This window comes from Nitrospira sp., from assembly GCA_015709715.1.
Taxonomy (GTDB): Bacteria; Nitrospirota; Nitrospiria; order Nitrospirales; family Nitrospiraceae; genus Nitrospira_A.
On the sequence record CP054184.1, the window covers coordinates 3,199,346 to 3,223,791 of the forward strand.

The 24,446-nt window shown below is 57.5% G+C and carries 15 protein-coding genes; 14 read left to right on the plus strand and 1 reads right to left on the minus strand.

Features of this window, described 5'->3' with window-relative positions:
- The first annotated feature begins 401 nt into the window (after positions 1–401).
- From HRU82_15480 to HRU82_15545, 14 genes are all read left to right on the plus strand, one after another.
- Positions 402–653 carry a hypothetical protein gene (locus HRU82_15480; protein ID QOJ36253.1) on the plus strand — a complete coding sequence of 84 codons (252 nt, stop codon included), beginning with the start codon at positions 402–404 and terminating at the stop codon, positions 651–653.
- A 620-nt stretch (positions 654–1,273) separates the two neighbouring features.
- Positions 1,274–2,698, plus strand: coding sequence for an HlyD family efflux transporter periplasmic adaptor subunit (locus tag HRU82_15485; protein ID QOJ36254.1), 1,425 nt, complete (start codon positions 1,274–1,276; stop codon positions 2,696–2,698).
- 12 nt (positions 2,699–2,710) lie between these two features.
- Positions 2,711–4,858 (plus strand): HlyD family efflux transporter periplasmic adaptor subunit, encoded by a 2,148-nt coding sequence (locus HRU82_15490; GenBank protein QOJ36255.1) that lies wholly within the window; start codon positions 2,711–2,713, stop codon positions 4,856–4,858.
- A 67-nt stretch (positions 4,859–4,925) separates the two neighbouring features.
- Entirely contained in the window at positions 4,926–6,842 is a 1,917-nt protein-coding gene (locus tag HRU82_15495; GenBank protein ID QOJ37237.1) for a preprotein translocase subunit SecA, read from the plus strand.
- A gap of 87 nt (positions 6,843–6,929) precedes the next feature.
- Positions 6,930–7,523 carry an efflux RND transporter periplasmic adaptor subunit gene (locus HRU82_15500; protein QOJ37238.1) on the plus strand — a complete coding sequence of 198 codons (594 nt, stop codon included), beginning with the start codon at positions 6,930–6,932 and terminating at the stop codon, positions 7,521–7,523.
- 175 nt (positions 7,524–7,698) lie between these two features.
- A complete protein-coding gene (locus tag HRU82_15505) occupies positions 7,699–9,651 on the plus strand; it encodes a WD40 repeat domain-containing protein (GenBank protein QOJ36256.1) in 1,953 nt (650 codons plus the stop codon).
- A 64-nt stretch (positions 9,652–9,715) separates the two neighbouring features.
- Entirely contained in the window at positions 9,716–10,561 is an 846-nt protein-coding gene (locus HRU82_15510) for an efflux RND transporter periplasmic adaptor subunit (GenBank protein QOJ36257.1), read from the plus strand.
- Between the two features lie 153 nt (positions 10,562–10,714).
- Positions 10,715–12,052, plus strand: coding sequence for a TolC family protein (locus HRU82_15515; GenBank protein QOJ36258.1), 1,338 nt, complete (start codon positions 10,715–10,717; stop codon positions 12,050–12,052).
- Between the two features lie 117 nt (positions 12,053–12,169).
- Positions 12,170–12,505, plus strand: coding sequence for a hypothetical protein (locus tag HRU82_15520; protein ID QOJ36259.1), 336 nt, complete (start codon positions 12,170–12,172; stop codon positions 12,503–12,505).
- An 18-nt stretch (positions 12,506–12,523) separates the two neighbouring features.
- Positions 12,524–14,692 (plus strand): type I secretion system permease/ATPase, encoded by a 2,169-nt coding sequence (locus tag HRU82_15525; GenBank protein QOJ36260.1) that lies wholly within the window; start codon positions 12,524–12,526, stop codon positions 14,690–14,692.
- 66 nt (positions 14,693–14,758) lie between these two features.
- Positions 14,759–15,727 carry a transposase gene (locus HRU82_15530; protein QOJ36261.1) on the plus strand — a complete coding sequence of 323 codons (969 nt, stop codon included), beginning with the start codon at positions 14,759–14,761 and terminating at the stop codon, positions 15,725–15,727.
- Between the two features lie 34 nt (positions 15,728–15,761).
- Complete coding sequence (locus HRU82_15535) at positions 15,762–20,756, plus strand: hypothetical protein (protein ID QOJ36262.1); 4,995 nt, start codon at positions 15,762–15,764, stop codon at positions 20,754–20,756.
- 282 nt (positions 20,757–21,038) lie between these two features.
- On the plus strand, positions 21,039–21,530 hold the full coding sequence (locus tag HRU82_15540) for a hypothetical protein (GenBank protein ID QOJ36263.1): 492 nt from the start codon (positions 21,039–21,041) through the stop codon (positions 21,528–21,530).
- Positions 21,531–21,756: 226 nt separating this feature from the next.
- Complete coding sequence (locus HRU82_15545) at positions 21,757–22,617, plus strand: SUMF1/EgtB/PvdO family nonheme iron enzyme (GenBank protein ID QOJ36264.1); 861 nt, start codon at positions 21,757–21,759, stop codon at positions 22,615–22,617.
- A 641-nt stretch (positions 22,618–23,258) separates the two neighbouring features.
- Here the strand turns inward: HRU82_15545 and HRU82_15550 are convergent.
- Complete coding sequence (locus HRU82_15550; GenBank protein QOJ36265.1) at positions 23,259–24,422, minus strand: PilT/PilU family type 4a pilus ATPase; 1,164 nt, start codon at positions 24,420–24,422, stop codon at positions 23,259–23,261.
- Between the last annotated feature and the right edge of the window lie 24 nt (positions 24,423–24,446).

Genomic DNA, 24,446 nt, shown 5'->3' on the forward strand with positions numbered 1-24,446 from the left:
GTGAAGTCTGTATTTTGGCTGGTCCTATATAGGACCAGCTGTTGTAAGTTGTTGTAATTCTTTTGGGCGAGTCCGTATGTGCCACCGGACGTACGGAGTCTCGACGGCACGCCTTCACATGCTCTGTCCGTGTCTCGACCGATGTGCGTCAGATGCGCGTCACTGGTAGGTAGTTAGGTGGAAGCTTTGCCCAGGCGTCCCACGACCGTCCGTTGCCCTAACGTCGTTTGATAGGATAAGGTTGTAAGAACTTTGGAAGCAATTCTCGGTCAGCGCATTTCTTGCTGCGACCACACGAGCGAACCCGTTCAGTTTTGCAGAAGGGGTACCGAAAAGAGAGATAGTCGTCAAGAGGCAGGTGGACTTACTAAAAGACGCGTCTAACCGAATGGGAGGTGCGCATGGGATCGGATGGCAGAGACAGAAATTCCGCTCGCAGGACGAACGAACTTTCCCGCACGTCCGATCAGGGCTTGCGCGTCTTGAGTTACGATGAAACCAAGGCAGCGGAGGCTGCCTTCCAGGGCTGGCCCTTCAATCCGGAGTGGTCAGATGCGGCACGGAAAGTGTATGACGGGATTGTGCTCGCGATGGGGGAACGGCAACTCGCCGGACTGGGAACGAAGCTCCTTGATCGGGAGTGTGTGTCTTAGATCTCCGTTCGCATCGCCTGCGAGTCCCATTGGAGGCGAAGGGCTGTCTCAGAGATGCGGTTGAGGTTGTCTGCTCCGAGTGCGCTCCAGCTCCACCCCCCTGTGTGTTCTTCCTGGCCCAGCGGACTCCCCGTGTCTGTCTTATCCGCATCCGGACGTCGTATTCCCGATCTCATCTGGCACTAAATCGCTACCTACCACCTGATCCGTCCGTCGCGAATCGCTCGCAGCCGTAAGGTGTGACCTGTCTGGCCCTAATCGATCCGGACGCGCGCGGCCCGAAAAGATGTCGATCGCCGGAAAAGGTTGCCCATCAACCAATCAAGCGATTCTGCTGTCTGCACGCGGGCGGTCTGTCAAAAAGAAAACATACGTAGACAAGAATGTGACAAGGTGTCATACCTAAGTACGCCCTAGCTCCTAGGCCATTTTTACATCTTGCAACGGTTTGTCAAGATGGCTATCCTGCACCCGGCGATTGCGCTTCGGCAGCTCATCTCGCCAGTCAGTGAAATGCCCTCGCGGCACTTACCAACACATTCTTAAGAGGGAGCTCTTACGGCCCACGCGTATTCGTAATGACTGATTTCAATAAGCATACGATCGGGGAGGATTCCCCTATGCTGCATTCTTCTTCTACCGAGGGCAGCGCCTCCGCCGATCCTCACTCCTTACCTCTCGAATCATTCAAGGCCGTGCTGGACATGACGGCATTGGCCTTGGAACCGGAACGATTCACCGACGCTGGCTCCGCAGTGGTGACTGCTCTGGCAAGCCGGCTGGCGTGTGATCGCGTCAGCCTTGGAATGGCGAGCCGGAATCGGGTGCGGGTGCGCGCCCTCTCCCACAATGCTGAATTCAATCACAAGACCGACCTTTTGAGTGCGATTACTGCATCCATGGAGGAAGCGTGGGATCAACAGCACACGGTTTTGTTGCCTGCGCCGGCAGGTTGGCCGTCGCAATGTACCCGCGCGCATGAGGAACTCCGACGTCGGTATGGGGCACTGACGATTTGCTCCCTTCCACTGTGGTCCCATGGCCGAATGGTCGGGGTATTGACGTGTGAACGCGGTGGGGATCGACCGTTCGATCGCCCGACGGTGGAGTTATGCGAGGCCATAGCTGGATTGGTTGGCCCCGCTCTTGATCTCAAGCGTCAGCAGGATCGTGCGTTGCCTTTCAAAGTGTGGGAAAGTGCCTGTCGGCAGATCGGAAAAGTGATCGGGGGGGGGCACATCGGTGTGAAATTGTCTCTGCTGCTGTTCATTGCCACTGCTGTCGCCGTCGCGACCGTCGCAGGAGAATTTCGTATCAGCTCAAAAGCCGTGTTGGAAGGGGAGGTACAGCGGGTGGCTGCCGCTCCCTTCCAAGGATATGTGAAGACGGCGCCGGCACGCGCTGGCGATATCGTGAAGGCCGGTCAAGTCTTAGCTACCCTCCAGGATCGTGACCTGCAATTGGAACGCCTCAAGCATCTCAACGAGCGCGAACAACTGGCCAAGGAACAGCGCCAGGCCCTCGCTGAACGGAATGCTCCGAAGGCGGAAATTCTCAATGCTCAGCTGCGACAAGTCCAAGCCCAGCTCGACCTTGCCTCCGAGAAATTGTCCCGAACCCAGATCACGGCACCGTTCCCCGGTATCGTGGTATCCGGTGATTTGAGTCAGCAGCTGGGTGCGCCGGTGGAAGAAGGGAAAGTGTTGTTTGAGGTGGCCCCGCTCGATACGTACCGGATTGTCCTCGAAGTCGACGAACACGATATTGGGCACGTCGCCGTTGGACAGTCCGGTAATCTCCTGTTGTCGGCGTTGCCGGCGGACCTGCTCCCGTTTGAAGTCGCCAAGATCACGCCGGTATCGACTGCGAAAGATGGGAGGAATTTTTTCCGAGTCGAGGGTCGGTTGTTGACGAAACCGTCGCAACTCAGGCCTGCCATGGAAGGCGTGGGGAAGATCGTCGTCGGGAGGCGACTCCTGGCATGGATCTGGACGCACGATGTCCTGGAGTGGGTGCGGCTGAAGCTGTGGGCCTGGCTTCCCTGAGAAGAGGATCTGGTGAGTGAATCGTTCTTCAGCGCCTCGTGGTATCGCGTCGAGGGACTGAGACCCCGGCTACGCAGTCACCTGCGCGTCCACCGGCATCAGTATCGCGGACACACGTGGTATGTCCTGCAAGACCTTGCGACCGATCGGTTTCACCGATTTTCACCGGAGGCCTATGCACTCATTGGGCTCATGGATGGCCGGCGCACCGTCCATGAGATCTGGGAACAGGCCAGCGAGCGATTGGGCGACGAGGCGCCGACTCAACACGATGTGATCGGCCTCATCAGTCAGCTCCACGCCGGTGATGCACTCTTGTTCGATCAAGCTCCGGACATGGCCGAGTTATCCAACAGATCCGCAACCCAGGTGCGGCGAAAACGGTACAACCAGTTGGCCAATCTCTTTTCATGGCGGTCTCCCCTGTGTGATCCGGACCGATTCTTGACGCGATGGTTACCTCTCGTGCGACCGTTTATCTCGAAGATGGGGTTGGTCCTTTGGACCGCACTTGTGATGGGTGGCGTCGTGTTAGGCGGAATTCACTGGCCCGATCTCTCCCACAATTTTTTTGACCAGGCGCTGGCGCCGCAGAACCTGGTTTGGTTGTGGCTGCTGTTTCCCTTGCTGAAGTTGTGTCATGAGCTGGGGCATGGCTTTATGGCGAAAGCGTTTGGGGCAGAGGTCCATGAGCTGGGAGTGATGATGCTGGTCTGTACGCCGGTGCCCTATGTCGAGACGACAGCAGCCTGGGGATTTCGAAACAAGTGGCACCGCATTTTGGTGAGCGGCGCGGGGATGATGGTCGAGTTGGCACTGGCCTCGCTGGCCCTCCTGGTGTGGATCAATGCAGAACCCGGCGTCGTGCGGATGCTCGCGTACAACACCATCCTAATCGCCGGGGTTTCTACGGTGATTTTTAACGCGAATCCGTTGCTGCGCTTCGACGGCTATTTCATGCTGATGGACTTTCTCGAAATTCCAAACATGAAGCATCGGGCCGGACGATATTTCGCTTACTTGACCGAGCGTTATCTTCTCGGGCAGCACGAGGCGGAATTGCCGGAGGCGACCGTCGGCGAACGCCTATGGTTCGTCTTGTATGGGGCGGCCTCATCTCTCTATCGCATCGTGGTTGTCGTCGGCATCCTCTTATTCTTGGGCGACCAGATGCCCCTGCTGGCAGTGCTGTTTGCACTGTTCACCGGGGGGATGCTCGTCGTGGTGCCGATCGGCAAGGGGCTCAGCTTCTTGCTCACGAGTCCGAGACTTCACCTGATTCGAGCGCGGGCCTTGGCTACGGTGGTTTGTTTAGTCGCGGCGTTGGCGGGTGTGGTCGGGTTTATACCCGTGCCGTTTCGTACGGTGACGGAGGGCGTGGTGTGGCTGTCGGATGAGGCCATGGTGCGGGCCGGAACCGATGGATTTGTGGATCGAGTCGTGGCGAGGCCGGGTTCTCACGTGGAAGCGGGGGAGGTCTTGTTGCTTTGCACGAATGTGGAGTTGCGCGCGCAGTTGAGCGTGTTGGAGGCTCGCCTTCAAGAACTACGGGCGCGTCACACGGAACAGGAGCCCACCGATCGCACGAAAGCACAGATTCTGGAAGAAGAAATGAAGTACGTGACTCAGGAGCGGGACCGCATCCGTGAGCGAGTCGACTACCTGGTCGTTCGAAGCAAGCAGGCCGGAACGTTCGTGGTACCGCGGGAGCAAGATCTTCCCGGTAAGTACGTCCATCAGGGTGACCTGATAGGGCAGGTGCTGGACCTGCGGACGGTGACGGTGCGCACCCTCGTGCCCCAACAGGAAATCGATTTAGTGCGCCACCAATTGGAGGGGGTGGAAGTCCGTTTGGCCGAGCAGGTGGCGAAGGCGCAGCCGGCTTCCCTCGTGCGTCTCGTGCCGGCGGCTACCAACCAACTGCCCAGTCCTGCTCTCGGGAGTCAGGGCGGCGGACAGGCCCCCCTAGCTCCCGCCGATGACAAGGGACTGACGGCACTGGATCGATTTTTCCAGGCCGATCTCACCCTGCCCAATTCTATGGCGTTGTTGGATGCCGGCGGGCGAGCCTATGTACGCTTCGATCATGGGGCGATGCCCCTCATGTCGCAGTGGATTCGGCAACTCCGGCAACTCTTTTTGGCGCGATTCAATGTCTAGGTCGATAGCATCATCGGTGATGCAGGGGCTCGCGTATCCCGAACGCCAGATGCCCGTCACTGGAAAGCTGGACCGATGGGCGCATACGGCGCTCACGCCGGTCATGCGCCGTCTGCGTGCCGCTACCATTCGTCGAGGGACTTGGATCAGGCAAGTGACTCTGGCCGGAGCGGACTGTGCCTCGTTACGTCCGGAGGGTATCAGGGGTCGCGCTCGAGACCTTCGGGCGTCCTTGACGAGGGCCGGTTTCCAGCCGGAGTTGGCAGCCCAGGCATTTGCTCTGGTGCGTGAAGCGGCCTCTCGCACTGTCGGGATGCGGCACTTCGATGTGCAACTTCTCGGTGGATGGATTTTGCTCACCGGGCGAGTGGCCGAAATGGAGACCGGAGAAGGCAAGACCCTCACGGCGACGCTTCCCGCCTGCACGGCGGCTTTAGCCGGCCTGTCGGTCCATATCGTCACCGTCAATGACTACCTGGCGGCCCGGGATGCGGACTTGATGCGCCCCATCTATGAAGCCCTAGGCCTGTCGGTCGGAACGGTGCTGCAGGGCATGTCCCCGGCGGATCGCCGGGCTGCTTATGCCTGCGACATTACCTATTGCACAGGCAAAGAGTTGGCATTCGATTATTTGAAAGATCGGCTTCTCGTCGGGGCCGCATCTAATCGTACCCAGGTTCAACTCGGACGCTTGCATCGTCGCCAAGCCTCCGCGGCGGATTTCCTGCTGCGAGGCCTTCACTATGCGATTGTCGACGAAGCCGACAGCATCTTGATCGACGAAGCCAAGACGCCTCTGGTCATTGCCCGTTGCACGGACAATGCGGCGGAGCAAACCACCTATGCGGAGGCGTTACACATTGCCCGGCAGTTAGTGATGGGGCGCGATTTCGTAGTGGATCAGGCTGAGCGCACCGTACGAGTGCGACCGTCAGGAGATGCACGTGCGGCGGAGTTGGCCGCCGGTCTCGGCGGAGTATGGCGCGGCCGTCGGCGCCGCGATGCCCTCGTCCATCAAGCCCTTGTTGCGTTGCATCTGTTTCATCGGGACCAACAATATCTGGTGCAGGAATCCAAAGTGCAGATCATCGACGAATACACCGGCCGTGTGATGCCTGACCGTTCCTGGGAACACGGACTCCATCAAATGATCCAGACGAAGGAACGCTGCCCGCTGGATCATCATCGAAGCACAATGGCGAGAATCAGTTATCAGCGATTTTTCCGCCGCTACTTGCGTCTAGCCGGCATGACCGGCACCGCTCAGGAGGTGGCATCGGAATTATGGGGGGTCTACAGGCTTGGTGTGGTGCGGGTGCCGCCGAACCGTCCCGTCCGGCGAAAACGACTGTCTGATCAGATCTACGCAACGGCGGATGAAAAATGGCAGGCGGTTGTGGTTTCCGTCTCGGCGATGGCGCAACGCGGCCGGCCTGTGCTTGTCGGGACGAGAACGGTGGCGGCGTCCGAGCATCTCAGCCGCCTCCTTCAAGCCGCAGGCCTGCCGCACCAGGTGTTGAATGCCAGACAGGATCGGGATGAGGCCGCTGTAATCAGTCGGGCCGCCGAGCCGGGCCGCATCACCGTGGCGACGAACATGGCCGGTCGTGGCACGGACATCCGCCTGGATCCGTCCGTGGTTGAGCGTGGTGGCCTGCACGTGATTGCGACGGAACGTCACGAAGCCGGACGCATTGACCGCCAATTGTTCGGACGGTGCGGCCGGCAGGGCGATCCGGGCAGCTATCAAACCATCCTCGCCCTCGACGATGAGGTACTCGTCGATCATGGCGGGTGGGTGTCGCGGGCGATTGCCGGAGCCTTCGGTGTAACCGGAATGTGTCTGCCGCGGTGGGTGGGGGGCAGCTTGTTTCGCCTCGCGCAGCGGCGGGCCGAACGGGTGCATGCCCGCATGCGTCGGGGCATACTCAAGATGGATGAGCAGTTGGATTCCACACTGGCGTTCAGCGGCCGTTCGGAATAGGAAAAGATCATGGGTAAAGAACGACTGATGCTTCAGGGAGTGATTGCCGCTTGGATCGGGGTGCATCTTCTGCTTGCGCAGCCGGCGATGGGACATGCTGCCGAATTGAGCTGTCTGATTCAGCCCTATGTGGTGATTACCATTACCAGCCCCGTCGGCGGCCTGTTGGAAAACGTGGCGGTGGATCGCGGAGACCTGATCAAGGAGGGCCAGACTCTGGCCGTCCTCGATACCAGCGTCGAGCGAGCGACCGGTGCCGTGGCCCATGCGCAGGCCGAATTGACGAATCGTCGCTTGGCGGATTTGGAATTGCAACGAACGTCTGCTGAAGTGGCCTTGCGCACCATCCGTAGCCCGATCAACGGGGTGGTGGTGGAGCGCTACATGTCACCAGGAGAGTTTCCCAAGCAGGAGCGCATCATGAAATTGGCGCAAATCAATCCGTTGCGGGTGGAAGCGTATGCACCGGTCTCGCTGCTTGGAAAAATCACCGTCGGGATGGAATTGCAGGTGAAGCCCGAGGCGCCGGTGAGCGGCACGTACAAAGCTACGGTGACCGTGGTGGATCGTGTGGTGGATGCGGCCAGCGGCACCTTCGGTGTCCGTCTGGAATTGCCCAATCCGGATTTGAAGTTGGCCGCTGGGCTGAAGTGTTCGATGGTTGTGCCTGGTAGTAAGTAGTGCTGCGAGGTTCTTGTCCATGCAGTCGTATCACCTGTTCATATCAGAGGGGAGGTCAGTGATGAGAGAAAGCGGATATTTCTCGAGGTTGCGGGAGCTGCTAACGAATCAGAGAAGCGGACGCAAGGGGGCTCTCGCAAGACGGCGGCGCGCGAAGCGCGCCTCTCCCTTCAGGATGGAACAGCTTGAGGCACGGGTGTTACTGGCCGGAGACCTGGCCGGCGCCACGCTGCAGGCTGCGGTGGTGCAAGAGCAATACACGGAAGGGGCGATCAACATTCAAAACGGCGTACAGGATTCGGGCTATCGCTATCGAGTGCGCCAGGATTTTGGAACCCAGTCCGATTCCAGTGCTGCGCCAACCGTCTCCGTGCTACGAATTTACGAGAACGGTGTGGAACTAGGACCGGCCCATTCGCGCCATGACGACATTGCGACGAAGGGCCAGGGGCGGTTCAGTCATTGGGTGGACAATCTCTATTTCTCTGCGTCGGACAACTCGAATCCGCTGACCAATGGACGGTCCTATACGTACCGGATCTATACGGACGGAAGCACATCGACGACCTCGTCTTCTACGAACACCACGACGTCCGGAACGACGACGACGTCAACCTATGTGCAGGGATCTATAAATATGTCCCAGGCAATCCGGGACTCCGGGTATCGGTATGAGGTACGCCAGGACTTCGGGACGGCATCGGACTCGAACGCGGAGCCGACGATATCCAAGCTGAGGATCTATGAGAACGGTGTGGAACTGGGACCGGCCCATTCACGCCATGACGACATTGCGACGAAGGGCCAGGGGCGGTTCAGTCATTGGGGGGATAATCTTTATTTTTCGTCTTCTGACAACTCGAATCCGCTGACCAACGGGCGATCTTACACGTACCGGGTCTATACGGATGGAAGTACGTCGACCACGACGACGTCTCCCTCGACCACGACCACCTCTCCGACGACCACGACGACGACCACGAGTAGTGGCTCCGTCAAAACGGATTTCGGAGTCTACAAGGAGCCGGCGTTACCGTCCCTTCCTTCTGCTGGCTCCAAGATTGTCGATCCGACCTTTGGCACGACCATCATGCGCCTGACCGATAGCAAGGACGGCAGTACGGACGCGTTCGTGGGGTATAGCAATTTGCCGTCCTTCAACAGGGATAACACATACGTGATGGCGGTGGAGCAACTGGGGCAGAAGCGGGCCAAGTTCTATGCGTTTGACCCTGTCAACTTCAAGGCCAGCGGCGGATTTGTCTTGAGCAAACCACCGGCAGGGCTGCAAGAGTATGGGTTGATTTGGAGTGGCGTCAATCGACAAGTGACGTTCGGAGTCGGTCAAAACAAAATCTGGCAGGTTGATGTGTCGACTCAACAGGCGACGCTGGTGAAAGACCTGACGTCCTATGGGGCCGGAGGCTATATCACACAGATGTCGAAGAGCCTCAACGATGATGTGTTTTCTGCTTCTATCGTGAACAGCAGCGGGTCGACGGTTGGGTATGTCGTGTACAAGCGAAGTACCGACCAAGTATTGGTGCGGAAACTCGTCAGCGGTCTCGACGAGACCCAAGTGGACAAGTCGGGTCGGTATTTCATCGCCGTCTACAAGGATGGTCACGATGAAATCTGGGATCTGCAGGCCGGGCCAAAACTGACCGCCACACTTTCTGGTAGTTCTGGATTCAAGCATCGGGACACCGGTTTCGGCACGGCGTTCACTTCCTATTCTGGTAATTCACTCGGATTCCGGCAGCTGTCGTCGCCGACTACGGTGAAGGCCTTGGTCCCAGGGTATTGGGGCTACAGTGCGAACAATCAGCAGGACCACTTCTCTCTGTTGGCCGACAATGAAGGGTGGGGGCTCGCCAGCCGATATTCCACAACCGGCAGCGGAGTTGCCAAGACATTCGATAACGAAATCGTCTTGGTCGCCACCAACGGCAGCAATCAGGTGAGGCGGCTCGCACATCATCGGAGCGTGGTGAACGACTACTATGATCAGCCCAAAGCCAATATCAGCCGCGATGGGCAGTTCATCGCCTTTACCAGCAATTGGGGGAATGCCAGCGGTCGACGGGACGTGTATATCGTGAAGGTTCCGCCGGCTCCGGTCATTTAATCGTATAGGGAGAGGCGACAGGTCGGCAAGGTGGCTGGCCTGCCGCCTACCCAAAAAGTAAGTCATGAAACAGGCAGAGAATCGGCGTGGGCGGCATCAGAGCCGCCTTCGCTATGTGAGCCCACTGTTCATCGCGGGGGTCATCTGTTGGGCAGGATGGGCGGAGGCCAAATCCGAGTTGCCCTGCCTCGTGGTGCCACAGGTTACACTGACGGTCGGGACCCCGGTCGTCGGTGTGCTCAATAGCGTGGTGGTTAACCAAGGCGATATGGTGAAGGAAGGCGATGTGTTGGCCACGCTGGAGTCCAGTCTTGAGCAGGCCGAGGTCGCGTTGGCCAAGGCCAAAGCCGAAATGGATGCTGCTGAGAAAAGTACGCAGATGAAAGCTGAATTCAGCCTCAGGAAATCCGCTCGTGCGAAGGACTTGGGGAAGACCTCCGCGATGGCGCACCACGAAGTCGATGAAGCGGAAACCGAGGAGCGCTTGGCTCAAGTCGCCCATATGGAAGCATTGGAGAATAAACGGGTGGCGCAACTGGAGTTGGCGCGGGCCACGGCGGCACTGGAGCTGCGGACCGTCCGTAGCCCGATCACCGGCATCGTCGTTGAGCGATTTTTGTCTCCTGGAGAGTTGGTGAAGCAAGCGCCGATCATGAAATTAGCTCGACTAGACCCTCTGCTGGTGGAAGTGTTGGCCCCCCTCTCCTGGCTGGGGAAACTATCGGCCGGCATGAGGGGCGAGGTGCGGCTGGAATGGCCGTCGGCCGGTCCTCACCAGGCCCGTGTGACGGTCGTTAATCCCGTCGTCAACAGCGCCAGTGGCACCTTCGAAGTGCTGCTCGAACTCCCGAATCCCGGCTACAAGATTCCGGCCGGCCTCTCCTGCGTCGTGCATTTTCCCTCGCAGTAGGTGTCGTACCCCCGCCTGTTCGTTCACGGTACTTTTCTAAGACTGTTTCCGGTTTGCCCGCGCGCTAGCAGTGGACTGGGAAGAGGCGTGTCGTGTAACTCTATCCGCCGGTGGCGCTGGATGGTCATTCAATTCGAGCGAAAGGGGCATGGTATGAAACCGTCTTTCATCCTGAGCGGCTTGTTTTGCCTGTTCTTCTGCGTGTTCTGTCTTAGCGATCCATCGGCCGGGGCGCCGCCCGATCCTGGCTCGGCTCCGGAGCGGCCGGAGCTTCGTCTGACCCTTCGGGAAGCGATGGAGGCGGCCGTGGATAACAACCCCAATGTGCGCCTGTTTAAGGAACGGATCGAGACGGCGCGGGCTGCGAGCAAGACGCAGCTCGGCGCCCTATTGCCCAACCTTTCCTCGAACGTCCGCCAGACGAGGCAAAACGTCTTTCTGGGAACGATCGGATTGGCGCCGGTTCGCACGGACCCGTTCAGCATCTTTGATGCTCGGGCGAATGTGTCTCAGTCGCTGTTCAGCCTGAGCTTGATCCAGCGGTGGCGTGCCTCACGAGAGGCCCTGAAGGTGGCGGAGTTGGAGTCGGAGTCGACAAAGTTCGACACGATGTCGGCCGTCGGTTTGCTGTATGTCGAGGCGCTCAAAGCCGAGGCAACGGTCAATACCAGGAGTGCCAATATGCAGTTGTTCGAGGAACTCCTCGAACTGGCCAGGAACCGACGTGGGGGCGGGATGGGGACGGGGCTAGATACCGCCCGCTTGGAGGCGCAATTGGAGAATGAGCGTCAGCAACTTGCCATAGCCCGCTCGGAAGTGGAACGGCTCAAGATCAATATTTTGCACGGACTGGGTTTTGCCTTCGATGTTCGACTGGTCCTCACTGATTCCCTCAAATTGGAAGTGCCGGAGCCTCCCAACGAGGAGGCGGCGGTGGTGACAGCGATGAATCAGCGTATGGAAGTCAAGGCCCAGCAGCAGCGGATAAGGACGGCATCGCTCACGTTGAATTCCACTGAAACTGAACGGGTGCCGTCGCTGGCGGCACAGGGAGACTACGGCCTGATCGGAAACCGAATGCACAACACGCTCGACACCTACAACATCGGGCTCTTCTTGACGGTGCCCCTCTTCGATGGAGCGCGGGAAGGGCGCATCAGCGAATCGCGGAGTCAGGTGAATCAGGAGACCATTCGTATGCGGGTGGTGAGTAACCAGGTCGTCTTGGACGTTCGGGAGGCGCTGGTTACGCTGGCTTCCGCGAAAGAGCAATTGGCCATTTCTCAGGTCGGTCTTCAAGCCGCGCTCAAAGAGCTGGCACTTGCAAAAGAGCGATTCACGGTGTTGACGGCAGGCAGTAACTTCGAGGTGACGAACGCGTTGTACAGCCTCTCACGTGCACGGGACAATACGGTTGACGCCATGTTTCGTCTCAATGGAGCCCGTGTCAATCTCGCCAGGGCATTAGGCGAACTCGAAAAACTCAACTGAACCGCCTCCATCCCACCTGACTTTTGGGGACCGCCCACCCTCCGGGGAATGGTCAGAATACCTGCTGCGCCATAGGATCGTGCCTGTCACCATACATCAAGAAGCAGGAGGTGCAGCATGGCCGAGGGAAATCACTCTAAGCCGCAGGGGGGAAAGGCGAAATCAGTGGGAGTGCTGCTGAAGCCGGCAGGGCAAGGTGAACAGCCTAAGCTTGTAAACTACTCATACGTCAGCTTGGCTCAGGGTGTGGCGTATATCGATTTCGGTTTTCTAGAGCCCGCCAGCCTCAATGCGGTCATGCAACGTATGCAACGAGACGAAGGGTTGCCAAAGCACCTTGAGGGAACCAGAGCCGCCCGAGTTGCGCTCCCTCTGGATGCCATGGTTCGGCTGTACCAACAAATTCAACAACTCCTCGTCGGTCTCCAGCCCAGCAAGTCGAAACCCTCCTGATTGCCGCTTCAGCGCACCATGGCTGCCTCCACGTTCAGCGCAACAGGTCGGGCCGGTCAGGATGAATCCACAGACACGGGATTGTTCTGTCTCCGACTGCTTGGCCGGTACCACGATCTGGCGCTCGACGTTGGGCAACTCCGCCACCAATTCGGGCAGTCGGATCGTACCCTCACAATCCACGAGTTGGTACGGGCAGCCAAACATGTCGGGCTGAAAGCCGGTGTGATCGCAACAACATGGGAAGATCTGGCCGCCCTGCCGCTGCCGGCAATCGCCGGGCGGCAGGATGGCCGGTATGTGGTGCTTGCCAAAGTGTCCGAGGACACGGTCCTTATCCAGGACCCGCTGGAACCCAAAGCCAGGGTAGAGCGCAAGCAAGAGTATCTTGCGAGCTGGAATGGCACCCTGTTGCTGTGTCGGAAACGCGCAGATGCGGAGAGCATGGGGCGCGCGTTCGACCTCACGTGGTTTGTGCCGGTTCTGGTCAAGTACCGGTGGCTTTTCGGCGAAGTCTTGGCGGCTTCATTCGTGTTGCAGTTGTTTGCGCTGCTCACTCCACTGTTTACCCAAATCGTCATCGATAAGGTGTTGGTGCACAAAGGCTTCACCACGCTCCATGTTTTGGCTGTCGGCATGCTGGCGCTGGCTCTTTTCGACGCTTTGCTGGGCGGCCTACGAACGTATCTCTTTGCCCACACCACCAACCGTATCGATGTGGGACTGGGGACGCAGCTGTTTCGACACCTGCTGGCGTTGCCGCTGGCGTACTTTGAAGCTCGCCGGGTCGGTGATACGGTCGCCAGAGTCCGTGAACTGGAACAGATTCGTCAGTTTCTCACCAGCAGTTCGGTGACGGTCGTCCTCGACCTGTTCTTCATCGTGGTCTTTCTCGGCGTCATGTGGCTCTACAGCCCCACGTTGACCATGATCGTGATCGCGTCCTTACCGCTGTATGTGCTGTTGGCGGTCTTCATTACGCCGGCGATCCGCGCCCGCTTAAACGACAAATTCTCCCGCGCCGCGGAAAATCAGGCGTTTTTGGTTGAAACCGTCAGCAGGATCCATACGGTAAAAGCTCTTGCCGGTGAGCCGCCGCTTCAGCGTCGGTGGGAAGAACAATTGGCCGGATATGTGAACGCCAGTTTCCGCGCCACGACTCTCGCAACGGTCGCTGGGCAAGTGGCCTCCTTCATTCAAAAGGGCACCACGGTCGCTTTGGTCTGGATAGGCGCTTACCAGGTGATCGACGGTGTCCTGAGCATCGGTGAGTTGATTGCATTCAATATGCTGGCGGGGCAGGTCAGCGGACCTCTGCTTCGAGTCGTCAATCTGTGGCAGGAGTTTCAGCAAGTCGGGGTGTCAGTTCAACGTCTGGGCGACGTCCTGAATGTCCGTCCCGAGCCTACCTACAACCCCACGCGTACGACCCTCCCGGTAGTGGCAGGACGAATTGATTTCGAAGAGGTGACGTTTCGGTATCGCCCGGATGGGCCGCCTGCCCTTCGGCAAGTTTCGATGTCCCTGCCTCCTGGGGGAGTGATCGGGATCGTTGGGCGATCCGGGTCCGGAAAGAGCACGGTTGCCAGACTCCTTCAGCGCTTGCATGTCCCGGAGCGTGGGAGAGTCTTGGTTGATGGCGTGGATGTAGCACAGATGGATCCTGCGTGGTTGCGCAGGCAAATCGGCGTGGTGCTGCAAGACAGTCTTCTCTTCAACCAGTCGGTGCGAAGCAACATCGCTCTGACGGATCCTGGCCTGTCTATGGACCGCGTCATCCGTGCGGCAAAACTCGCCGGTGCACACGAATTCATTCTCGGCCTGCCGGAGGGGTACGACACCATCGTGGGGGAACATGGTTGTGCGTTGTCTGGAGGACAGCGTCAACGGATTGCTATTGCTCGCGCATTGGTCGCGAATCCGAGAATTCTGATCTTTGATGAGGCGACCAGCGCATTGGACTATGAATCGGAAGCCATCATTCGACAGAACATGGCGCTCATCTCTAAGGGACGTACCGTCATTCTCATCGCCCACCGCTTGAGCACCGTCCGATGCGCTCAGAGAATTTACGCGTTTGAGAAGGGACAGATTGTCGAGCAAGGGACGCACGACGAGTTGCTCCAATCCAACGGGCTTTACGCGAGATTCCATCGGCACCAAGAGGGCCGCTCCGCCGCGGCATGAAATATCTTGTTGAGAGTGGGCCCCCTGCATGGACTACAGTCACAAGCCATCACCAGGAGGGATCCCATGCGATTGATCACGACGAAGGAACTGAGAACGCTGAGCATCGCCACACGACATCATCACCTCATCAACAGTCGGCTGGCGATCTTGCGCTATGCCGACGAATATGGGTTCAAAGGTGCCGCCCGGCGGTTCGGCTTGGATCGCAAGACGGTGAGAACGTGGCACCGTCGTTGGGTGGCCAGCGGGCCCGCGGGGTTAGTCCCGCGTCATCCGCGCACACGGCGCCGACGGATCTCCGAGGAGGCGGTGCGGCTGATCGAGCACGCCCGCCGCGAGCTGCATTTTGGCGCGATGCGGACCCGGTTCTGGCTGGACCGGGTGCATCACATCCGTGTCGCGGCCGCGACAATCCGCCGAGTCTGCCGGGACCTCGGCTATCCGCCCATCCGGCGTACCGGCCCGCGACGCCCTCGCCAGCCGCTGCTCTTCAGTAAAGACCACCCGGGTGACTGTGTGCAGGTTGATGTCAAGGAAGTGAAAGTTGCGGGGAAGAAATGTTTTCAGTATACGGCCCTGGATGACTGTACACGCTATCGCGTCTTACGCCTCTATCCCCGCAAGTATCACGGCACCAGTCTCGAGTTTCTGGCCACCATCCGGCAGATGCTCCCGTTTCCCATTCGTAAGGTACAAGTTGATAACGGCACAGAATTCCCGCTTGCCTTTGCCCTGGCCGTGCAAGAAGCCGGTATCCGCCTGCGACATATCAAGCCTCGCCGGCCCGAACAAAATGGGAAAGTCGAACGCAGCCATCGCATCGACGAGGAGGAGTTTTGGAGTCGCGCGACATTTGACGAGTTCACATCAGCGACGCAGGCCCTGCGTGCCTGGGAGCATCAGTATAACCACGACCGATTCTCCATGGCCCTCCAGGGCCTCACACCGGCCGAAAAATTGGCGACATGTCTCTCGCCACTGAACCCATCATCACCACCCACGCCATGCACACACACGGGGGCCGCTGCTTGACAAGTCATTACACATCGACGATCCCGGTGATGTGGTGGTTGAGCAGGCGAACGGCGGGCACGATGCGGTGGTGAGCGCAATCACTGTGACGCTGAGCGACCATATTGAGACTCTCTCGCTGACTGGGTCAGCGGCGCTGGATGGAGTCGGAAATGCGTTGGACAACTTATTGGTTGGTAACGAGGGTGTGAACGTTCTCGCGGGCGGATCAGGCCACGATACGTATGTGGTGGAAGCCTGGGACTCGGTTATCGAGCAAGCCGATGGAGGCATCGATACCGTACAGACCTCCCACTCTTTTGCGCTAGGAACGCAGGTCGAAAATTTGACGCTCACAGGGGCGGGAAGTGTAGTGGGTATAGGCAATGACCTTGCCAATCGCCTGGTCGGTAACGGCAGTGCCAGTGGGCTTCTCGGCGGGAAGGGCGACGATACCTATGTGGTGAAGGGCTTGGAGGCCGTTCGCGAATTACCCGGCGAGGGTATCGACTTGGTGCTCACCAATCGAAGTTACCGGTTGGGCCCGAACCTCGAAAATTTAACACTGATGGAGTCCGACTTCGCCAACCTTTGGAGCCCCTATCACACCTCGATCGTAACAGCTGCGGGCAATGCTCTGGACAATATCTTGATGGGCACGGACGGCGTCAACGTATTAGATGGTGGAGATGGTGCAGACACCCTGGATGGCCGAGGCGGAAACGATACGCTCATCGGAGGGCAAGGCGTCGACACATATCTGTTTGGGTATGGTTCCGGCGCGGATCTTGTCGAGGATACCTATCTCACTGAGAGTGATGTTATTCAGATGCATTCCGACATCCGGCCTTCGGATGTGACCGTCCACAATATGTCGGACTCCGATCTGGTGCTGCGGCTTCAGGGGAGCCTTGATTCGCTGACGGTGTCGAGGTTTTTTCAGGGCCTGGAGTATCGGAGAAAAGAGGTTCGCTTTGCAGATGGCACGGTATGGGACGCTGCCACCCTTGAGAGCCTTGCTCAGCCTCCTCAACCCATCGGGCTGGTTCTTGTGGGAGGGCATGGTGGAGAAACGTTGACTGGTGGAGAAGGGAATGACCGCTTATCGGGGTACGGTGGTGACGACATCCTGGTCGGCGGCTCGGGTCATGACCAGCTCTACGGCTTTGCTGACTGGGGACCGGCGATCGGCGTGTTGGTGCCGACCGACCGTGATTACTTGCAGGGAGGAGCTGGGAGCGACGTCCTGTGGGGTGGGATCGGCGATGATGGGCTTGAGGGTGGGACCGGCAATGACACCCTCATCGGAGGCGCTGGGCGAGATACGTTCCTGTTCGATCGAGGATGGGGACAGGATACCATTGCCTACTATGATTTCTCTCGCTCGAACGATGATGACCTGGATCAGCTGGACATCATTCGCTTAGGCAATGAAATTCAGCCCGAGGATCTCGTTGTCACCAGGCAAGGGCTTGCACTTGCTCTGCAGACTCTCGACGGCCTCGATCGCGTGACGATCAGACCGTCTCCGTTGAGCGGGATGTTCATGATCGAAGGGGTGCATTTCGCCGACGGGACGGTGTGGAATCTGGGCACCATGATGGAGAGGGCCGCTTGGTCGCCCATACTAGGCACAGCGTTATCCGACACTCTCTCGGATGATACGAATGTTGTGGCCGACGAAGTGCTGGATGGGTTGAGCGGCGACGACATCCTTGTCAGTTGGAGTGGGAATGACACGCTGATGGGGCAACAAGGTGACGATACGTACGTCATCGAAGGGACCGATCGATTGGTCACCATCCACGAAGCTCCCGATGCAGGGCGAGACAGCGTAAGGACTTCCGATGACTACAGGCTTCCGCTGAACGTTGAAGATTTGTCTCTCATGGGCTCCGCCTATCGGGGAAGTGGGAATGACCAGAATAATCGCGTGACCGGTACCGAGGGGGACAATCTGCTCTTCGGCGGGGCGGGAGACGATACACTCGTCGGGGGATATGTGCGGGAGGTCGAGGGCGGGAGGGTATTGGACGCCATCGGAAGCGATATCCTGATCGGAGGGGCTGGAAATGACCTGTTGATCCCGATCGGGGGGATTCGTGATGAGTTTGGGGCAGTTTCCCCGGTCGGTGATCGATATACGGGGTTACCCCAGAATGTGCTGATCGGAGGACTCGGGGATGATCTGTATGTTCTGCACGTCGCCGGAGAGATCGTTATTGAGGAAGTTGGGGAGGGGACTGATACCGTCTGGAGCTCCGTAGACTATGTCCTGACCGACAATCTTGAAATCCTCCATCTCATTACGGCTGGAGTTGAGGTGGAGACTACTGGCACGGGGAATAGGTTGGACAACCTCTTAATCGGCAGCATGAGTGCTAATGTACTCGTCGGACTGGATGGGAATGACACCCTTATGGGAGGCTGGGAGGCTTCGACGACTGAACCTTTTTCGGACGCGTCGGCGGATGATCGTGTTGTCGATACCCTGGTTGGAGGTGCAGGAGACGATACTTATGTGATTCTCGGGTCGTCTTCTCGCGAAGGACAGCCGGACAGAATCGTGGAGGCTGCGCATGAGGGCACTGACACCGTACTCAGTTTCGTGAGTTATACGCTAGGCGGCTACGTCGAGAACTTGGAACTACAAGGGGGGCAGGCACTCGACGGAATCGGAAATGCTTTGGACAACACCTTGGCCGGGAATGCTGAGCGCAACAGACTCAGTGGGGGTGCAGGAAATGATGCTCTCGCTGGGGGGAGGGGAAGCGACACGTATCGGTTTGATAGAGGGGATGGGATCGATACGATTTGGGACGAGGCCTACTCTGGGGAGGAAGACCGAATTCTATTCGGTGACGGGATCATTCCGAGCGATCTCACGATTTTCCGCACTCAGGACAGAGTCACGATTCAGGTCGGCAGTGCAGGAGATGTGATTCACTTGATGACGTTCGATCGGTTTCCTGAGCGGACGGATTCGGGCGTCAAAACCCTGGAATTTTCCGACGGGACCCAAGTCGACCTGGCCTCTCTGCTCGCTCCGACCGGATCAGAGGGGGACGATCAGTTATCATTTGGTGATGGGGACGATGTGATCGCCACATTCGGTGGGAATGATGTTGTCGTGGCCTGGGGCGGGGATGATCTCATTACCGGCGGAGCTGGCGATGATGTACTGAGCGGTGGGCCGGGCCATGATACCTATGTATTTAATTTGGGCGATGGGGTCGATACGATTACCGATCAGGCCTTGCCGGGAGAGGGGAATACGCTCTCGTTTGGTCCTGGCATCAGACCATCCGATCTTTCGCTGGGCCTGGGGTCCTTGCTCATTCGGGTCGGCACCGCAGGTGACGCCGTTCATCTGACTACCTTCGACCCCAATAATGCTCATGGCTCACACGATGTGGAAACATTCACCTTCGCAGACGGAACCGTCATGTCCTACGCACAATTGCTGGATCGAGGGTTCGACTTGCCGGGAACGAGCGAGACCGATCGTCTCGCTGGTACGGATGTGATCGATCGACTCTATGGATTGGATGGGCACGATGTTCTCAGTGCCGGTGCCGGTGATGATTTGATGGATGGCGGTGCCGGAGACGACTGGATGGTGGGTGGTATGGGGGCGGATCTTTTGATCGGAGGACAGGGGAGCGACGTGCTCGTTGGACAAGATGGGGATGATACCTTCCAGTTCTCAGAGGATGGAACCTGGGGAGCTGGATTCGTGGCGAGAAATGAAGGCAGTCCTGGATACAGCGGAAGCAGGCAGACGGTGAGCCTCGCTGGTAAGTCACGGTCGTTCGATGTGTTTCAGGGTGATGCAGACACAGATCGATTGATTGGGACTGGCGAAAGTGACGTTGTGGCCTTGGATGATTACTATAGCCCATTCTTAGCAGCCCCCAATGCTCGCCTCATGGACGTTGAAGTGATAGACGGCAGGGATGGAGATGATGTCATAGACCTTACTAGCCAGCGCTATCGCTACGGAAATACCATACTGCTCGGCGGTCTGGGAAACGATGTCTTGTGGGCTAATGGCGGCGACGATCGCCTCGATGGGGGGGACGGCCATGACAATCTTTACGGCGGTGTGGGGAACGATGGTCTGGTCGGTGGCGACGGAAATGATGTTTTGGATGGAGCGCTGGGCACGGATCGAATGGTTGGAGGGAAGGGAAACGATTTGTTCCTGGTTGATAGCCTCGAAGATCAGGTGATTGAACTGTCCGGTGAGGGGATTGATACGGTTCGCAGCAGCGTGGACATTGCAGTGAGTGACAATGTCGAGCATCTCACGCTCTTGGGCACCGCTCCGATTCGTGGGGCAGGCAACGAACAGGACAACACCTTGACCGGTAATGTGGCTCCCAATGTGCTTGCAGGTAGGGGAGGCAACGATACGTACATCGTGGGAATCGGCGATACAGTCGTGGAACGTATCGAGGAGGGCCACGATACCGTTCAAAGTGCGGTCACATGGGTGTTGTCCGAGCATGTGGAAAATCTGACCCTGACGGGGCCAGGTTCGGTTAGCGGTACTGGTAACGAATTGGGCAATGTATTGATTGGTAATGCCGGGAGTAACGTACTGATCGGTTTAGCCGGACAGGATACCTTGGAAGGAAAGCGCGGGAACGACGTCCTCAATGGAGGATTGGACAACGATCTGTATCTGTTCGGCAGAGGGGATGGGAAAGATACGATTCGTGAGGGGGGTGGGGATGAAGACGCCTTGCGTTTTGACGAAGACGTCAATCCGCTCGATCTCATCCTGAGCAGACAGGCGAATGACTTGCGAATCATGATCTTGGGTTCGACGGATCGCGTCACTGTCAAAGAGTGGTACTCGAATCCCGCGGTGGCTCAGGTAGAGGTCATTCAGGCGGGGAATGGCCAAGTGTTGGTTCATACCCAAGTGGAGCAACTGATCCAAGCGATGGCAGGATTCGCTCAGCAGACTGGTCTGAGTTGGGAGCAGGCCATCGCTCAGCGACCTGATGAGGTGCACCAGATGCTGGCTGCAAGTTGGCAATAGGAAATGACGATCCCCTGCCTCACGGTGATGTCTATAGCCATCACATGGCGCCTGGGAACCATGCAGCATGAAATGATCTCCCGTCCGCCTCAGCGGTCGGATGCGTCACCCTTTGTTCCTTCGATCCCTCGGCCAGCCTACGAGCAAGTCGACCGCTACCGAAGAGGTACAGCCTCCGTGGAATGGTCGCTTCTTCTTTAAATGCTACATTCGGAAGCATCGAATACAAATGGTTAGGAGTCGTTCAGTAAGTGAAACCCACTTCACGGTAGGAGGCAGCTAATGGGGAAGTATACGGTGTTCTATCTAGGCCTGCTGGTACTTGGGGTGAACAGTATGGGGGGATGTACAACCATTCCTTCTCACCCTTCAACTGCCCTGCCAAGCAGCGCTTTTTTCATTGTCGATGGGGCAGAATTGAAACCCCTTCAAGCCATCGCTCATGCGCAGGAGGCGCGCATGAAGAACTGCCACAAGGGTTTAGCATGTGAAGACGCGTATTATGTTCGGGGATTGGTGGCACTGTTCGAGAACCGCGCGGATGCGATTACAATCTTTCAAGAGTTGCGCACTGTGATGCCTAATAGTCGGTATGATGCCTCAGCGATCGGCTGGCTTAACTTGCTCCAAGATAAGGCTCCCGTTTCTTCTTACAATAAGGCGTTGCTGGGACAGTTGAGGCAAGAAATCATCCAGAATTTGCTCGAACGATCAGAACCAATGTTGGGGGCGACCAAGGAACAAGGGCGTCACGTCGCGGAACTCACGCGGTAGTTCGTGTCATCTCCCGCCGCCGAACATGGACGGCGGGACGGTTCCTTGTGCCTCTTTTCTCTCACCTGCAAACGCACAGTATCCTCTTCCAATTAAGCCTTGTCGCGAGGTGCGCATATGACGCACCGTCTCTTGCGTTCGGTTGAGTTTGACGAACTGTGCCGTTACACTTCAGCCGGGGACCGCTTCTTGGCGGAAAATGCCTGGGGAACGCGAGGAGGAAGCCATGCGCGCACTTATTCTAGGTCTTCTTGTACCCACATTCATCATCATGGGAAGTCAGTTGGTAAATAGCGGTGAATCTAAGAGTGGATCCGATCCTGGGACGAACGTTTCGCAAGAATCTGCAGCAAAGGATGGCGCACCAATGGTCCTGATCCAAGCTGGCCCCTTCATAATGGGGAGCAATGATGGATTACCCACAGAGCGACCGGAACATTCGGTCATCCTGGATTCGTATTTCATTGACCGGTACGAGGTCACTCTTCGGCTGTATTCGGTTTTCCTACAAGAGACGTCACGCGAGGCTCCATCGACGTGGAATGACGAGGCTGTTGAGGCGGTGAGCGATCGGCCTGCTGTTGGGATGGCTTGGGGAGATGCGTCCGCATATTGCGTATGGGCCGGCAAGAGGCTGCCGACCGAGGCTGAATGGGAAAAAGCAGCCCGAGGGACTGATGGGCGGCGGTACCCATGGGGTCATATGCAACCGTTTGTGGATATCGCCAATTATAACCGAGGAGTGTGGGTAAGTGAGGCCATAACGCTCGTTCCTGTGACAGGGGGGGTAGAAGGAATGAGTGTTCGCCATGGACTCAAGGACGGCGGCCGAAGCCCCTACGGGCTACATCATATGGCTGGGAACGCTGCTGAGTGGGTGGCAGATTGGTATGATCGTGAGTATTATTCCAAGAGTCCAGAACGGAATCCTGTTGGGCCTTCTGCCGGTGAAAAAAAGGTGTTGCGAGGCGGCTCGTGGGCAGACCTTCCTGTGGCTTTGAGGGTTTCTGCACGATTCTCTGCCGAACCTGAATTTCAGGATCGGACGGTTGGTTTCCGTTGCGCGATGGATGCTTCCAAACCGTAGATTGCTAAGAGCCAACTGCAAGTCGGAGTCCCTGGGAGTTCGGAAATTGATCGGTATGTGGTTACTCGCAAGATCTTCTAGCCAAAAAGAACGAGTCCTGACCGCATTTGTCGCAGGGGTGGTGTTGTTGGTTGCCGTGATGGCTATCTGGGATTTGAAGCCGCACGCGGGAACTTCAATTAAGAATGGTGAGACGATAGACCCTAACATGATACCGCTTGTGACCGGAGATGAGCCCCTTCCTGAGCTCTTCGTACGAGCGGGTTGCACGGTCTGTCATAGAATTCCCGGTATTGTCGGGGCGAATGGCCAAGTGGGTCCACCACTTAAGCTGGCTCAAACAGGGCCATTGCGTCTTGCCGATCCTCACTATCGAGGTCAGGCGAAGACGGTGAGGGACTATATTGTGGAATCGATCGTAGCACCGGGAATCTACGTGGTCCCTGGCTTTCCCTCGGATACCATGCCTGTCTGGTATGGGCGCAAACTCAGCGCAGCTGCTCTAGACAAAATTGCTTCATATCTTGAGCAGATCTCGGATGAAACGCCGTCAGGAGATGAAGGTTCAAGGTAGAGATGTGTGCCCTTGGCATAGAAGGTAGAATCAGCGCGATCGGGTGAATCAGAATCCCAGCTTGTGCTCAGCGTTTTTTGGTGCCCGCCGCTCCCAGCTGCCCTTGAATCTGGAACCCCTTTTCATCCTTGGCAGCTTTATCCAGCAGTGCGGCCATAGCCTCGTCGCCTTTCAGGCCGGCGAGCTTGATCTTGAGCCGAAGGTTATTGGCACTGTCGGCGTTAATCAATGCCTGTTCGATGCTGATTTTCCCCGCCTTATAGAGCTGCAAGAGGACATGGTCGAAGGTTTGACAACCTTCTTCGATGCCTTGCTCCATTGCTTCCTTGAGGGTGTCTACTTCAGACCGCTTGATCAAATCCTTGATGCGCGGGGTGTCCAGCATGATTTCAAGCGCCGGTACTCGTCGGCCATCCAGAGAAGGAATCAAACGCTGAGAAATAATGGCGCGTAGATTCAGCGACAATTGCAGGTAAATCTGGCTATGTCGTTCCACAGGGAAAAAATTCATAATACGCTCGATGGCCTGATTGGCATTGTTCGAGTGCAGGGTGCCGAGGCAAAGATGCCCGGTTTCAGCAAAAGTGATGGCAGCTTCCATTGTCTCTGTGTCCCGGATTTCGCCAATGAGGATAACGTCCGGTGCTTGACGAAGGGTGTTTCGCAGGGCATGGCCGAAGGAATGAGTGTCGAAGCCGACTTCTCGCTGGGTGATAATGGACTTTTTGTGATGGTGGACAAACTCGATCGGATCCTCCACGCTGATGATATGGCCTGCATGGGTGGTGTTGCGATGATCAATCATGGCCGCCAGTGATGTAGATTTCCCTGAGCCGGTTGCCCCAACGACGAGCACAAGCCCGCGCTTCGTCATAGCGATGTCTTTTACGATCGGCGGAAGGTCTAATTGCTCCACCGTCATGATCTCCGCCTTGATATGACGAAAGACCAACCCGACATTGCCCTTCTGCCGAAAAATATTGACGCGAAATCGGCCGAGGTCCTTGTAGTAGAGCGCGAGGTTCATCTCCATCTTTTCTTCAAACTCGCCTCGTTGTTGCCCACGCATGAGCGCTAGGGCCAAGGTCTCCAGCTGCTCATTCGTAAACGGTGAGGCATCGGTTCGATGCGTCGAACCGTGAATGCGGTAGATGGGAGGGGCGTCGACAGTAAGGTAGAGGTCCGAGGCTTCCTGCTTGACCATCACTTCGAGAAGTGTGCGAACATCCATAACTAGCTTCGCTCCAATGTCGGC